Origin of the sequence: Arthrobacter sp. JUb115 (assembly GCF_004365035.1) — a bacterium.
Taxonomy (GTDB): domain Bacteria; phylum Actinomycetota; class Actinomycetes; order Actinomycetales; family Micrococcaceae; genus Glutamicibacter.
Map to the genome: position 1 here is coordinate 224,160 of NZ_SOBS01000005.1, position 14,568 is coordinate 238,727.

A 14,568-nucleotide genomic window follows, 5' to 3' on the forward strand; every position below is an offset into this window, starting at 1 on the left:
GCAGATCATTCTGCTGTGTTGCGGTGTCTGAATTTGTTCTCAATTATCTAAACGATAGAATATAAATTACCGTCACACCATCGAGGAGATCATGTTCCCCACTATTCTTGCGGTCATTTGCGCCGTCGTAGGATTGCTCGTCATGCTTGCCAGCAAATCCATGAAGCCAGAAAACAAGAACCGCTCTTCCACGCGCTTCACCGGAATCAGCATCTTCATCGTCTCGCTGATCGTGCTGGCCATCATGTCAACCACCATCGTGCAGCCACGCACTGTAGGCGTGAAGGTCGCGCTGGGCAAGCCGACCTCCGTGGTGAGCAACGGCTTCCACCTGAAGTGGCCATGGGAAAAGGTCGAGAAGCTGGATGGCTCGGTGCAGAACGACGTCTACTCCGCCAGCAGCGCCATCCCGGTTCGCCTGGGCAACAACGGCCGAGCCGACGTTGACGCCTCGATCCAGTGGCAGCTGAAGACCGACGATGCGATGGACGTGTTCCTGGATTACCGCACCTTCGAGGGCATCCAGTCCAACCTCGTCGACCGCAACTTCCGCGCCGCATTGAACGAGGTCATGGCCACCTATGATCCGCTGGAATACGGCGAACCGGCCAGCGGCGGCCAGGACTTGGAGGGCCTGGCGAAGTCCGTCCAGGAAAAGATGCAGGCCAAGGTCAAGACCCAGATCGAGATCCGCTCGGTTACCTTGCCGATCATCAATTTCGACGAGCCGACGCAGAACCGCATCAATGAACTGCAGGCGGAAACCGCCAAGACCCGCGTGGCCCAGCAGCGCAAGCAGACCAGCACCGCTGAAGCCGAAGCCAACAAGATCCTGGAACGCTCGCTGACTCCGGAAACCCTGACGTCCAAGTGCCTGGATATCGTCGCCGAATCCGGCCAGAGCCCTATCGGCTGCTTCCCGAATTCAGGGGTCCAGCCCATTACGATGACTGGCGAAAAAGACAGCAAATAGTCCCCCTTTGGTCATCGCCCCCGTCCACAGGACAGGGGCGATGACTAGCTTAATTTTGGACCTGCACTAATGAACTTCGTTGCGCTGGTGTTTACGGGGTGACTCGTGGGGAAAAGTTTTATGAATCGCTACTTGCTAATGAGATGAGCGGGTCAATTTTCTGAAACAGAGTCGTTGATGATCCCTAAATACTCTCAAGCCGCGAACCTGTCGGCGATGTCTGAGGCGTTTTCCACTGGCTGTTCAGCCGGGTCGTCTTAGAAGGTCATGTCGTGTTTTTCCGAGTCTCTTTCTATCAATTGGTTGGAAATCCTACACAGTTCATCTGACTGGCTTCGCGCGAGTGCAGGCATGGTTCAGATCCATCTCGTGTGAAAGCGCTGAAAGGGATCATCAAGACTGCACCATAGGAGAACACAGTATTTGATCTGGAGGAAGACCTGCTCTCCGCACGCCGGAGCAGGTGGCAGCCGATGAGGTCAATGAATTTGAGCACGCCCCAGCGCCAAGTTTCTACGACGCCGAAAATCGGCGTGACTCCTATGTGTTCGCATCTGAAACTGAAAGGTCAATAAGCGTGCGGGCGCGCTTCGAATTTGACTACACAAATGCTGCACTGATCTAGTCAGCTTCCAATAGGAGCAACAGAACCCCTAACCGTATTGGCTGGGGGATTCTGTTGTTCTCAACCACGTGATAGCCCAAGAAACCTTGGTCACACAACGGTCACTCGCAGCTTTGAGCTCGCCATTCGTAGCGGATATTTCCGACAGCAGAAAAGCTTTTCGACGATTTCAAATCTGTCTTATAAATGACCCGAAGCTGTGAAACTTCAGCGTTTTCCACACCATTCTTCACGGCACCCTCGAGACCTACCTGCACATTTTCCCCGGCAGGGACTTCGATGGGACTTTCTAAAGGTACTAATCTCTCAGCGATTTCTTTGAATTCTGCCTCTTTGAGGCTCTCATTAGTCCACGCCAACAAGCTAGTCTCACCTTCGGGTAGCAGTGCTGCCACGGATCGCTTTGATTCCCAGCCCGTGGCCTCTACAGCTTGCACGTCGGTGATCCATAGCGGATCCCCTGAGGTGCTGGATGCTACATCCCCGACGAAGTTCTGCTCGTGAAATATTCCGCACAAAGTGTTTTCGACGTCGCCTTCAGGAGCGCCTAGGGCCAATGCCCCAGTCTGCGTGGCTTGAACCCTGCCGCAAGCGGAAAGGGCACAAATAGTTGCTAAAGCAAGACAACCTGAATAGATCTTACGTATCATCATTTGAGCTAATGCTACCGGGATTCTGCGCCGGCCAATCGCGATGACCGCACGCGATTTATCTTTGATTAAAGTCATGTTCTTGTCGAATTTTAAACGTGGCTGAAATGTCCCACATTCTAGGCGAGCGCCAACGCGTCTGAAACCCTCAGAATCTACCAGAATCCGACCGATGAACGGCTTGAAAACTGTTCATACTCAAGGTCAGGATGAACGGCCATGCGCTCAATCCTCGATTCAGATTGGGCTCGGTAGACGAATACTTCCGCGGAGCTAGCCCTGCGGCATCGGACGATCACCGGCGTGGCCTGGCTGCTCCGAGATGACCTGGATTTCCAAGCCCTTGGAGTCGTACAGCTTGCCATCGATCAGGCGGTCGCCGTCTTCAAGGCCGGCCAGCTGGTACTTGTAGACGGTGCGCAGCGACGTTTCCTTCTTGCCCCAGTTCAGCTCGTTGAAGATGATGTTCAGCAGCACCGCCATGATGGTGGCCGAGGAGATGCTGGACTGGAAAATGGTGCCAACCCAGGCAGGGAATTCGGCGTAGAAGTCGGGCTTGACCATGGGAATGCAGCCGAAGGCCAGCGAGGTCGCGATGATCAGCATGTTCATGTTGTCATCCTTGGCCTTGGCCAAGGTGCGGATGCCTGCGGCCGCTACCGAGCCGAACAGCACCACGCCGGCGCCTCCCAGCACCGGGGAGGGGATGGAGGCGACCACGCGGCCAAGCACTGGCAGCAGGCCGAGGACCACCAGGATGCCGCCACCGGCGGCCACCACGAAGCGGCTCTTCACACCGGTAATGGCCACCAGCCCGACGTTCTGCGCGAAGGCCGACTGGGTGAAGGTGTTGAAGATCGGGGCGACGGTGGAGGAGAGCATGTCGGCGCGCAGGCCGTTGGCGATGCGCCGCGAATCCACCTTGGATCCGGTCACCTCGGCCACGGCGAGCATGTCTGCGGTGGTTTCGGTATAGGTCACCAGGATGACGATCATCATCGAGATGATGGCGCCGATCTCGAAGACCGGGGCGCCGAAGGCGAACGGAGTGGGAACCGCGAAAATGTCGCCGGTGAGCACCTGCGAGAAATCGGCCATGCCCATGAACACTGCCACCAGGGTGCCCAGCGCAATGGACAGCAGGATGGACAGCCGCGAGAGCGCAGGGATGCCGGACTTGGACAGCGCCAGCAGGATCAGCAGGGTAATGGCGGCCAGGGCGATGTTCTTGATCGAGCCATAGGAATCCCCTGCGCCCGCCCCGCCCATGGCCCAGTCGGCGGTGACCGGGAAGAGCGAGACGCCGATAATCGTGATCACCACGCCGGTGACCACCGGCGGGAAGAAGCGCAGCAGCTTGGCGAAGAACGGGGCAATGACGATGCCTATGGCGCCCGAGGCGAGCACCGCGCCGAAGACTGCCGGCATGCCTCCCCCGCCGTTGAGGATGGCGATCATGGTGGCCACCCCGGAGAAGGACGTGCCCTGGACCAGCGGCAGCTGGGCGCCGAAGAATGGCACGCCCAGGGTTTGCAGGATGGTGGCCAGGCCGCCGATGAACAGGCAGCTGGCGACGAGCACGCCCATTTCGGCCGTGTCCATTCCCGCAGCCCCGCCCATCACCAGCGGCGGAGCGATGATGCCGCCGTACATGGTCAGCACATGCTGGAAACCGTAGGCCACGGTTTTCGGCGCAGGCAGGCGTTCGTCTTCGGGTCTGATGCTCTCAGCGGATTGGCTGCGGGCAGCACTCATGGGGAATTTCCTCTTCGGTGGACTGCGGATTGGCGCACCCCATGCGTTCGGGATGCGCCCCGCCGTCAATTCTCCCGCAGAAGCCCGCCAGGTTGACAGCTGGTGAAGCGCAAATGGCTGCGAGGTGCATTACGTCAAGCGCTTAGCACTGCTCCAGGTCAGCTATCCAGCGTGCGTCCAGGCTGCTGGGTGTGCTCGACGAAACGCACCATCATCGCCTTGAAACCCGGGGTGTTGGACTCGCGGGCCACCAGATCGCGGTGCACCAGCGCGTTGGCCTCCGGGTAGTAGGCCGCCACGCAGCCCTTGGCCGTCGGATAGGACACCAGGCGGAAGCGGTTCGCGCGGCGCTCGGAGCCGGCGAAAGTGGAAATCACGTCCACCAGATCCCGGTCGCTGTACCCGGTCTCGGCCAGGTCCTCCGGGTTGATCAGGATGACGCGGCGGCCATCCTTGATCCCGCGGTAGCGGTCATCCAGCCCGTAGAAGGTGGTGTTGTACTGGTCGTGGCTGCGCATGGTCTGCAGGATCAGGTGGCCTTCGGGGGCTTCCAAGGCCTCGAACTCGGAGACGGTGAAGCGGCCCTTGCCGATGTCCGTGGCGAAGGAGCGGGTATCGCGCGGCGGATTGGGCAGCACGAAGCCGTTCTTCTCCCGCACCCGGGTGTTGAAGTCCTCGAAGCCGGGCAGCACCTTCTCGATGTGGTCGCGGATCACGTCGTAGTCCTCGGCCATGGCACGCCAGTTGACCGGGTGCCCATCGCCCAGGATGGCCTGGGCCATGCGGGCAACGATGACCGGCTCGGCCAGCAGGTGCTCGGAGACCGGGGTGAGCCGGCCGCGGGTGGACTTGATCACCGACATGGAGTCCTCCACCGAAAGGAACTGCGCACCGGTGGGGTGCTTGTCGTCCTTGTCGGTGCGGCCCAGGGTCGGCAGGATCAGCGAAGTCTTGCCGTGCACCACATGCGAGCGGTTGGGCTTGGTGGAGATGTGCACGGTCAGCTTGGCACGCTGCATGCCCGCCTCCAGCGCTTCGGTGTCCGAGTTGGCCAGGGCGAAGTTGCCGCCCATGGAGACGAATACGTCCACTTCGTCCTTCTCGAAGGCATGCAGGGCCTCGGTGGAATCGTAGCCGTGGGCGCGCGGGGATTCGATGCCGAATTCGGCGTCCAGCGCTTCGAGCAGTTGCTCGCCGGGCTTCTCCCAGATGCCCATGGTGCGATCGCCCTGCACATTGGAGTGCCCGCGCACCGGGCAGGCGCCAGCACCTGGCTTGCCGAAGTTGCCCTGCAAAAGCAGCAGGTTGATGATTTCCTTCAGAGTCGGCACCGAGTGCGGCTGCTGGGTCAGGCCCAGCGCCCAGCAGATGATGGTGGCCTTGGACTTGGCCAGCAGCATCGCGATCTCGGTGATCTGGGTGCGGGTCAGTCCGGTGGCCTTCTCGGTAGCTTCCCAGTCCAAGGTGGCGCGCGCGGCTTGGTAGGCCTCGAACCCGTCGGTGACCGCGGCAATGAACTCGTGGTCCACCACGGTGCCCGGATGCTTCTTCTCTTCTTCGAGCAGCAGGTGGCCGAAGGCCTGGAACAGGGCCAGGTCGCCACCGACCTTGATCTGCAGGAAGTCGCTGGAAATCGGGTCGGCCTTGCCCAGCATGCCGCCCACGGTCTGCGGGTCCTTGAACCCGAAGAAGCCTGCCTCCGGCAGCGGGTTCACGGCAACGATGCGGGCGCCGCGCTTGCGCGCATCGGCCAGCGCGGAGAGCATGCGCGGATGGTTGGTGCCGGGGTTCTGGCCCACCACGAAGATCAGGTCCGCATGATCGAAGTCTTCCAATGACACGGTGCCCTTGCCGATGCCGATGGTCGGGTTCAGCGCGCTGCCCGAGGATTCGTGGCACATGTTCGAGCAGTCGGGCAGGTTGTTGGTGCCCAGCGAGCGGGCGAGCAGCTGGTACATGAACGCGGTCTCGTTCGCGGTGCGCCCGGAGGTGTAGAACACGCACTTGTCCGGGGTGGTCGCGTTCACGTGCTCGGCGATGGTCGAGAAGGCCTGCGCCCAACTGATCGGGGAGTAGTGAGTCTCCCCCTCGCGAATGATCATCGGAGCGGTGATCCGGCCCTGCGAGCCCAGCCAGTATTCGGTCTTGTCGCGCAGGTCCTCGATGGAGTGCTGCGCAAACCACTCCGGGGTGACGGTGCGGGCGCTGGCTTCCTCGGCGATGGCCTTGGCGCCGTTCTCACAGAACTCGGCGGGCTTGCGCTTGCCGGTGATGGATTCAGGCCACGCGCAGCCCGGGCAGTCGAAGCCGTCGTGCTGGTTGACGCGCAGCATCGAACGCAGGGTACGCGACGGGCCGGCTTCGGCGAAGCCGCGCTCCATGGATACCATCACGGCCTTCAAGCCGGCGGCGGCGTGCTTGGGTTCGCTGACCTTCAGTTCATCTTCGTTGATGTCCTTTTTGGGTGCCGAACGATGCATGAGACCCTCCTATTGGTAGCGCGGCCGGTACTGATATCCAGCTCACATATTACAAGGCTACGCCCTGATCACCCGATCCGCATGTGTATAAATGTTCACGCTGTGCCTGCGGGAAAAAGCGGCCAGCGTCAGACCCGATTCCTCGGCCAGGTCAGCGGCCAGCGACGAGGGCGCACTGACCGCTGCGAGCACCGGAATTCCAGCCATCGCGGCCTTCTGCACCAGCTCGAAGGAGGCGCGTCCGGAGACCTGCAGGACGGTGTCGCCCAGCGGCAGCAACCCGTCGCGCAGGGCCGCTCCGATGACCTTGTCCACCGCATTATGACGCCCGACGTCTTCGCGCAGGATCAGCAATTCCCCGGCGGTGGAGAACAACCCGGCCGCGTGCACTCCCCCGGTAGCGGAGAACAGCTGCTGCGATTCGCGCAAGGTGTCAGGCAGGCCCAGCAGCGTTTCCAGCCCAACCCGCCCCGATTCCGGGGAGGGTGCGAAGGCGGCTTTCTTGCGCACTTCGTCAATGGAGTTGGTGCCGCAGATCCCGCAGGCTGAACTGGTGACCACATTGCGGGCAGCCAGGAGATCAGGATGCTTCGCCCCCGCGCCCAGCTGCACCTCGATGACGTTATAGGTCTGGTTGCCTGCTTCATCGGTGCCGGCGCAGTAGCGCAGGGAGGCCAGATGCTCGGGCGCGGAAATGATTCCCTCGCCCACCAGGAATCCGGTGACCATGTCGAAGTCGTCGCCTGGGGTGCGCATGGAGGTGGTGTAGGAGGTATGGCCGAAGCGGATCTCCAGCGGCTCCTCGCCAGCCAGCTTCTCCTCGCGGATGCGGGAGCCCTCCAGCGTTGCCCTGACCACGCGGCGGCGCACGATCTTGCGACCCATTTAAACGCTCCTTGTGCTACATCTTGCGGCTTCCGCCGCTTGCCGCATACTGCTAGAGGACACTCTACGTTTACAGACCCCGGCGCAGCCAACCCCCATGCTGGATTGAGGCAAATCCAAGGCTCCACCGGGGCCGCAATTCGCTGGGCCCAACTATTTCGCGGTGCTGCCTAGCCTGCTTCGTTGCCGTCTCCACTCGGCGCTGCAGCTTCCAGCAAAGGTGCCTGCAGGCGCGTGTCGCAGCGCAGCTCCCTCATAAGCGACATCCCCAGCAGCGTCACAATCACCGTGAACGGCACCGCCGAGAGGATGGCTGCCTGTTGCAGGGCCTCGAGCCCGCCCACCAGCAGCAACACGATCGCGCAGACGCCGGTGAGAAGTCCCCAGACCACTAGGACCGGCCTCTTGGGGTACATATTTCCGCCGGAGGTCAGCGTGCCCAGAACATAGGTATTGGAATCCGCGCCGGTAATGAAGAACAGCACCACGAGAATTACTGTGAATGCCGAGGTCACTTCCGGTATCGGCAGTTCGGCCAGCATCGCGAAGAAGGTGCTGTTGGTGTCTTCCAACGTTGCCTGGCCGATCCCAGAGCTGCCGGTCATCTCCTGGTGGATCGAGGTGCCACCGAAAATGCTGAACCAGATGCTGAAGACCAGAGACGGGACACCCATCACCGCAATAACGAATTCGCGAATGGTCCGGCCCTTGGAAATCCGCGCCAGGAAGATGCCGACGAAGGCGCCCCAGCTCAACCACCAGGCCATCATGAAGTACGTCCACCATTGCATCCACTGCAAGTCTTCGGCTCCAGAGGGAGTCAGCAGCGCCACGGCCGGGAACTCGCCCAGGAACTGCCCCATGGAACGGAAATAGATGTTGGAAATAAATCCGGTGGGACCGGAAACCAGGACAAAAACCCCGATGGCGGCGGCACCGATCATGGTGCCCTGGCTGAGCCATTTGATGCCCTTGCCAACGCCGGAAAGCGCCGAGAGAGTGAATACGATGGTAACGCCTGCAATGATCACGATCTTGACGAACAGATCCGTGGGAATCCCGAACAGGCTGTTCAGCCCCTCGGCGATTTGCGAAGCGCCCAAGCCCAGGGAAGTGGTCGTGCCGAAGAGGGTGGCCAGCACGGTGAACACGTCAATGGTCTTCCCGAGCCATCCGTCCATGGATTTTCCAAGAACTGGCCTGAGCATCACCGAGACGAGTCCCGAGTTGCCCCGGCGGTGCGTCGAGTAGGCAATGGCCAGGCCGAACACGCCGAACAAGGCCCAGGCGTTCGGACCCCAGTCGAAGTACGAGAACTGCAAGGCCAGCACTGCCGCATCCATGCTTTCCGGCTCCGCCCGTCCGTGCGGAGGGACCATGAAGTGGCTCATGGGTTCGGCCGCGCCATAGCTGATCAACCCGATGCCCATCACGGCACCGAGAATCATCGCGATCCAGGCCCATGTGGAGAACTCGGGCCGGTCCGCGTCCTTGCCCAGCCTGATGCCTCCGTAGCGCGAAAAGGCCAGGAACAGCATCAGCACGATGCAGCCGAGAGTCACCAACAGGTAGCTCCAGCCAATGTACTGCGCTGACCAGGTGGATGCCCCGGACATCAGTTCATTGAGCCGGCCCGGTGCAATAGCCGCCCAGAGCACGAACACCACGACCAGCGCCAGCGAAACGAAAAGGACACTGCCCGGACGCTGGAGTTGCTTGTAGACCTGTTTCGATTCGTTCTTGTCCGCGGCCCGGCGCAATTTGCCGCCGGTGAGCGTGGGCCCTCCGCGTGGCCCCTTGCCCTGCTTTTCGTTGGTTTCGGTTTTCATGGCTCTCACACTTCGTTGTATTGGAGGAATCTGCCGACGCCGGGCTATAGCGCGGTCAGTTCGGCGCCGTCGTAGAACCGGCCGGCCTTGTAGACCATCGGCTCAAGCTGGGCGACTTCGGAATGCTTTACCTTGGCGATGAACACGGTATGGGTCTTGGCTTGGAAGCGCTCCTTGATTTCTGCTTCGATGGAAGCGGCCGAGCCATCGATCAGCGGGCTGCCGTTCGGCCCCTGATGCCATTCGAGCTCGGCGAACTTGTCATCACCCTTGGAAGCGAAGGTGCCCACGGTGTCGCGCTGCCCGTTGCTCATGATGTTGATGCCCAGATGGGTGGACTTGAACAGCGATGCATAGGTGCTGGTGGTCTTCTGCACGCACACCAGCACCAGAGGCGGCTCGAGCGAAACTGACACATATGAATTTGCGGCTAGCCCGCGAGGCTTGCCATGTTCATCCATGGTGGTCACGACAGTCACGCCGGTAATGAATTGGCGGTTGAACCCCTTGAGCGCATCGAGATTCGGCACGCCGCTCAAATCGTCCACTACCACGCCATCATCCGTGGACTCGAAGGCGGACTTGAGCGATGGGACCCCCACGTCTTCGAGCAGCTCGCTCTGGTCCCAAGTCACCTGCTCCGAGATGATTTTCCCGTCCTGGACTTCCATCAGGTTGGAACCGCGGGTTTCCACGGTGTTGCCCGTGGCCGGCACACCCTGCAGATCGTTGGTGAACGTTCCGGTGGTGTGCCAGAAAATCGCGATGGACTGCTCCTGCTCATCCACGAGCAGATGGTCGATTTTTGTCACCAGATCAGGGAAGGCCTCCCGCACGGACAAAATCTCTTGCTTCAGCTCTCGGATGGTGGTGACGTTTTTGGATTTCTTGCTGATTCGCCGGAAGTCCGCGTGGAAGATCTCGTCCAGTGCATCGACCTGGCCCCGATCCCATGCCGCTTCCCAGGCGTTGACGAGTGATTCTTTGACAGGCTGGAGTGAATTTACAATTTGTTGCATGCAAGAAATGCTAGCAAAGGTTGTGACGGAGTCAACATGTTTCAGGAAATTCTCTTAAATTTAGCGGATTCAAGGCGATTCCTTGAATTTCTGTTGCATACAAGAGAATCTATGGATAGAGTTCTTGTATGCAAGAGAGTTCAAGCGTGGAATCAAAAACCAGGAGCACCCCGGAGACGCCGTTGCTGGGCCGGCTCCGTCAAATGATCGTCACTGGAGTTGTTCAACCCGGAGACCTATTGGCAGAGACAGCCCTGGCGCAAGACTTCGAGGTCAGCCGTACTCCAATTCGAGAAGCATTGAAGCAGCTGGAGCGCGAGGGCCTAGTTGAGGTGCGTTCGCGGGTTGGAACATTCGTCAGGAAGCCCACCCAGCGCGAAATTCACGAGATGTTTTCCCTGAAGGAGGCCTTCGAGGGACTAGCCGCTGGCCTGCTGGCCAGACGTGGAGCCGTACCTGAATTGGAGCAGCTCAAGGAAAACGTTGCACGCAGCCAACGGGCCGTCGAGCGCGGCGACGCGGAACTCTATTCGCAACTGGTCCATGAATTCCACAGCACGTTGGTTGCCGGGGCTGACAACAGGAAGCTCACCGAGCACTATGACCTGTTGATGAACCAGCTGGCCTACCATCGCATCGTTTCGCAGACCCTGAGCTTGCCCGGGCGCTTGCAGAATTCGAAGGACGAGCACCAGGCAATCATCGACGCCATCAGCTCCAAAGATCCGTTGGCCGCAGAACTTGTGATGCGCAGGCATGTTGCCGCATCAAGCCAGTCGGCGGCCCTGGCCGCAATGAAAGAAGAAGACGAAGAACAACCGGGTTAGCCCCAAAAAAGCCATGCAAAGGAATACCAGATGAATTCTCCACTGGCCCAGCCGCCTCAGCTCATTGATTTGAGCACCCGATCAACGCTCGAAGACTACCAGGATTTGGCCCAGGCCATTGGTTTGCGCAAAATCTCGTGCACGGTGGAAGAAGTTCCCCACCACGAATTAGGCAGCATCACCCGCGCGACCGCCACCGCAGTCATCCCCAATCCTTGGCTCGGCACTGGAACGTCGCAAGATTTATCCGAGCGGACCGAGGCCATCGCCCCATTGCTCGCCAAGCTGCTGTCGGATCGCCTGCTCAATGCCCTGGGCGGAGCCGAACAAGTTGAAGCTTTCGGCAAGGCCGCATTGGTTGGCAGCGATGGGGAATTGGAGCATGCCGGAGCGCTGATCCACACCCCGTTCTTCGGCAACCTGCTGCGCGAAGCCCTCGGCGGCACCTCGATCATCTGCTTTGTCGACGGCCGCGGCGTTCCTGGTGAATCCCTGCGAGTACCGATGTGGCATAAGACCGCAGCTGCCACCCGAACCCACTACCAGACCCTGGAGCTGTCCTTGCCCGATGCCCCGCATGCTGGCGAGATCGCGGTCATTGCCGCGGCATCAAGCGGCCCCCGGCCACATGCACGCATCGGCGATCGAACCACCGACCGAACGGTCACTTCCGAAATACTGAAGGGAATACAACTATGAACTACCGCAAACTGGTAACCATCGTCGAGGAAATTGCCACAGAGGGCGGACGCCCGGTGGATCCGGTAGCCCGCGTGGTCATTGTCGCCGCCGTATTCGACAACCCGTGGGCAGGGCAAGGATTCGTCGAGGACTTGAACCCGGGAATCGACTCGGTCGCCTCGGACCTCGGAGCGCTGCTGGCACCGCGGGTCATCGAAGCGCTGGGCGCCCCGCTCCAGGCCTATGGCAAGGCTGCAATCGTCGGCCTTGACGGTGAAGTCGAGCACGGCTCGGCCCTGATCCACACCCTGAAATTCGGCAACCACTTCCGCGACGCAGCCAAGGCCACCACCTTGCTGCCGGCCGTGGAAAAGCGCGGACAGGCCGGAGTGCAGTTCGACATCCCGCTCAAGCATTTCACCGATGCCACGATCCGCTCGCACCACCAGAGCGTCGAGGCCAGGATCGCCGATGCTCCGCATCCTGGCGAAATCCTGATCGCCCTGGCCGGCGCAACCCGTGGCCGGCCGCAGGAACGCCTGGCCCCGCTGTCCACCGAACAGTAGCAGAGCGCATCAGCCGGAACGGAGCGAAGCACGCATGACAAGCACGAAGCAGCCATTGGTTGTCCTCCTGCATGGAGTCGGATTGGACCGGACCATGTGGAAGCCGCTGCGCGAGCAGCTGGCGCACCAATCAGTGGCCCTGGACCTGCCTGGGCACGGGTTACGCCCGCCCCTGCGCAGCGAGCAGAATCTGGCGAGCTTGGCCGCCGATGTGCTCGAACGCCTTGAAACTCGCGAGCCTGTGCATCTTGTGGGATTCTCGCTCGGTGCTTTGGTTGCCCAGTACCTTGCGCGCTTCGCTCCCGGGCGCGTGCTGACCTTGTCTGCGGTGAACTCCGTATGCCGGCGCACCGCCGAAGAGTCGACCGCGGTGGAAGAGCGCCTGGCTACCGCCGGCACGAACTTCTCCCAGGGAGTGGACCGCGCCATCGAACGCTGGTTCCCGGCCGCGGCCACCACGGTGGACGCGCAGCTCATCGAGGCTACGCGCCAAACTATGGCGGGCAACGATCTCGAATCCTATCTGCACGCCTACGCGGTTTTCGCCCGCGGTGACCAGGAGATTGCCGGCGAACTCGATGCGATCAAGCAGCCGACACTGGCCATCACCGGCGAGCTGGATCCCGGATCGACCCCGGAAATGTCCCGCCGGCTGGTTGCCGCTGTGCCGCAGGGGCGGCTGCGCATCATCCCCGGAGCACGGCATATGCTTCCGGTCGAGAATCCGCTGGCCTTGGCCGCGGAATTGAACAGTTTTTTCAGCGATAACGAAGGGAAACAGGCATGAGCGAGCGTTACATGCATTTCATCAACGGAGAGCACATCGCTCCCAGCGAAGACCGTTTCTTCACCAGCTCCAACCCGGCAACCCTCGAAGATCTTTACGAGGCCGCGCGCGGCAATGCTGAAGATGTGGACCGTGCTGTCAAAGCCGCCCATAAGGCATTCTCCGCGCCCTCGTGGAGCGCCCTGAGCGCCACCGCCCGTGGACATCTGCTGCGCCGCCTAGGCGATCTAATCGGTGAGAATGCCGAGAAGTTGGCCCGCTACGAATCCTTGGACAACGGCAAGCTGCTGCGCGAAATGCGGGGCCAGCTGGCCACCCTGCCGGAGTACCTCTACTACTATGCCGGGCTGGCCGACAAAGTGCAGGGTTCCCAGATCCCAAGCATGAATCCGGCGATTCTAAACTACACCCAGCGCGAAGCGCTCGGCGTGGTCGGGGCTATCACCCCGTGGAACTCGCCTCTGACTTTGACCACTTCGAAGATCGCCCCTGCGCTGGCTGCCGGGAACACTGTGGTGATCAAGCCCAGCGAATACACCTCGCGCACGGTGCTGCTGCTGGCTGAGCTGGCTGAGCAGGCCGGATTCCCTCCGGGCGTCATCAACGTGGTCACCGGGTTCGGGGCCGAGGCCGGCGCGGCGCTAGTCAGCCACCCACTGCTGGCCAAGATCTCCTTCACTGGTTCTACGGCCACCGGCTCGAAGATCGCCGCCGAGGCGGCCGGCCGCTTCATCGGCTGCACCTTGGAGCTGGGTGGCAAGAGCCCGAACATCGTCTTCGACGACGCCAACGTCGCCAACGCGGCTATGGGCGTGGTGGCCGGCATCTACGCCGCGGCCGGCCAGACCTGCATTGCCGGCAGCCGGGTCTTCGCCCACAAGTCTGTCTACGACGAGCTGCTGGAACGGGTTACCGAACGTGCCAAGTCCATTGTCATCGGAGACCCGCTCTTGGATGCCACCGAGCTAGGCCCGCTGGCGTTCGCCGACCAATTGGAAAAGGTCGCTTCCTATGTGAAGATCGGCGCAGACGAGGGCGCCAAAGTACTGGCCGGCGGCACCCGCCCCGAAGGCCTGGACCTGCCGGGCTACTATTTCTCCCCCACTGTGCTCACCGACGTCAATAACGACATGCGCGTGGTCCGCGAGGAGATCTTCGGCCCGGTGGCTGCGATCATGCCCTTCGAGCACGAAGACGAGCTGCTGTCCATGGCCAATGACACCGAGTACGGGCTGGCCGCCGGCGTGTGGACGCAGAACCTTGCCCGCGCCCATCGCATGGCCCGGAGGCTGGAGGCCGGCACGATCTGGGTGAACACCTACCGCGCGATGTCCCCGATGTCCCCTCGCCAAGGCTTCAAGAACTCGGGCGTCGGCATCGAGCACGGCCTCGAATCCATGAACGAATACACCCGCCTCAAGAGCGTATGGATCAACACGGACGAGTCCCCCGTCGCAGATCCGTTTGTGATGCGCGGCTAAGGAAAGGGAG

12 protein-coding genes are annotated in these 14,568 nt (G+C 61.1%); 6 read left to right on the forward strand and 6 right to left on the reverse strand.

The window, feature by feature from the left end; all coding sequences use genetic code 11:
- The first annotated feature begins 91 nt into the window (after positions 1-91).
- Complete coding sequence (locus EDF61_RS10970; RefSeq protein WP_133834112.1) at positions 92-973, forward strand: SPFH domain-containing protein; 882 nt, start codon at positions 92-94, stop codon at positions 971-973.
- Between the two features lie 726 nt (positions 974-1,699).
- Here the strand turns inward: EDF61_RS10970 and EDF61_RS10975 are convergent.
- The 6 genes from EDF61_RS10975 to EDF61_RS11000 form a co-directional block, all read right to left on the reverse strand.
- Complete coding sequence (locus tag EDF61_RS10975) at positions 1,700-2,326, reverse strand: hypothetical protein (RefSeq protein WP_133834113.1); 627 nt, start codon at positions 2,324-2,326, stop codon at positions 1,700-1,702.
- 195 nt (positions 2,327-2,521) lie between these two features.
- Positions 2,522-4,003 carry a nucleobase:cation symporter-2 family protein gene (locus EDF61_RS10980; RefSeq protein WP_105656189.1) on the reverse strand — a complete coding sequence of 494 codons (1,482 nt, stop codon included), beginning with the start codon at positions 4,001-4,003 and terminating at the stop codon, positions 2,522-2,524.
- A 158-nt stretch (positions 4,004-4,161) separates the two neighbouring features.
- Positions 4,162-6,483, reverse strand: a complete 2,322-nt coding sequence (locus tag EDF61_RS10985) for an FdhF/YdeP family oxidoreductase (protein ID WP_133834114.1) — start codon at positions 6,481-6,483, stop codon at positions 4,162-4,164.
- 57 nt (positions 6,484-6,540) lie between these two features.
- Positions 6,541-7,368, reverse strand: coding sequence for a formate dehydrogenase accessory sulfurtransferase FdhD (gene fdhD, locus EDF61_RS10990; protein WP_133834115.1), 828 nt, complete (start codon positions 7,366-7,368; stop codon positions 6,541-6,543).
- Positions 7,369-7,538: 170 nt separating this feature from the next.
- Positions 7,539-9,197 (reverse strand): BCCT family transporter, encoded by a 1,659-nt coding sequence (locus tag EDF61_RS10995; protein ID WP_105656186.1) that lies wholly within the window; start codon positions 9,195-9,197, stop codon positions 7,539-7,541.
- Between the two features lie 44 nt (positions 9,198-9,241).
- Entirely contained in the window at positions 9,242-10,216 is a 975-nt protein-coding gene (locus EDF61_RS11000; RefSeq protein ID WP_105656185.1) for a flavin reductase, read from the reverse strand.
- Positions 10,217-10,344: 128 nt separating this feature from the next.
- On the opposite strand from EDF61_RS11000, the gene EDF61_RS11005 reads away from it, so the two are divergent.
- Genes EDF61_RS11005 through EDF61_RS11025 form a run of 5 tightly spaced genes read left to right on the forward strand, consistent with a single transcriptional unit; the run spans position 10,345 to position 14,558 of the window.
- Positions 10,345-11,043 (forward strand): GntR family transcriptional regulator, encoded by a 699-nt coding sequence (locus tag EDF61_RS11005; protein ID WP_105656184.1) that lies wholly within the window; start codon positions 10,345-10,347, stop codon positions 11,041-11,043.
- A 30-nt stretch (positions 11,044-11,073) separates the two neighbouring features.
- Positions 11,074-11,742: an amino acid synthesis family protein gene (locus EDF61_RS11010; protein ID WP_105656183.1), complete on the forward strand. Its 669-nt coding sequence runs from the start codon at positions 11,074-11,076 to the stop codon at positions 11,740-11,742.
- The gene (locus tag EDF61_RS11015) at positions 11,739-12,290 is read left to right on the forward strand and encodes an amino acid synthesis family protein (protein WP_133834116.1); all 552 of its coding nucleotides are present in this window, start codon (positions 11,739-11,741) and stop codon (positions 12,288-12,290) included. Before EDF61_RS11010 ends, EDF61_RS11015 begins: the two co-directional genes overlap by 4 nt.
- Before the next feature lie 34 nt (positions 12,291-12,324).
- Positions 12,325-13,077, forward strand: a complete 753-nt coding sequence (locus EDF61_RS11020) for an alpha/beta fold hydrolase (protein WP_133834117.1) — start codon at positions 12,325-12,327, stop codon at positions 13,075-13,077.
- Entirely contained in the window at positions 13,074-14,558 is a 1,485-nt protein-coding gene (locus tag EDF61_RS11025) for an aldehyde dehydrogenase (RefSeq protein ID WP_133834118.1), read from the forward strand. Before EDF61_RS11020 ends, EDF61_RS11025 begins: the two co-directional genes overlap by 4 nt.
- The last annotated feature ends 10 nt before the right edge of the window (positions 14,559-14,568 follow it).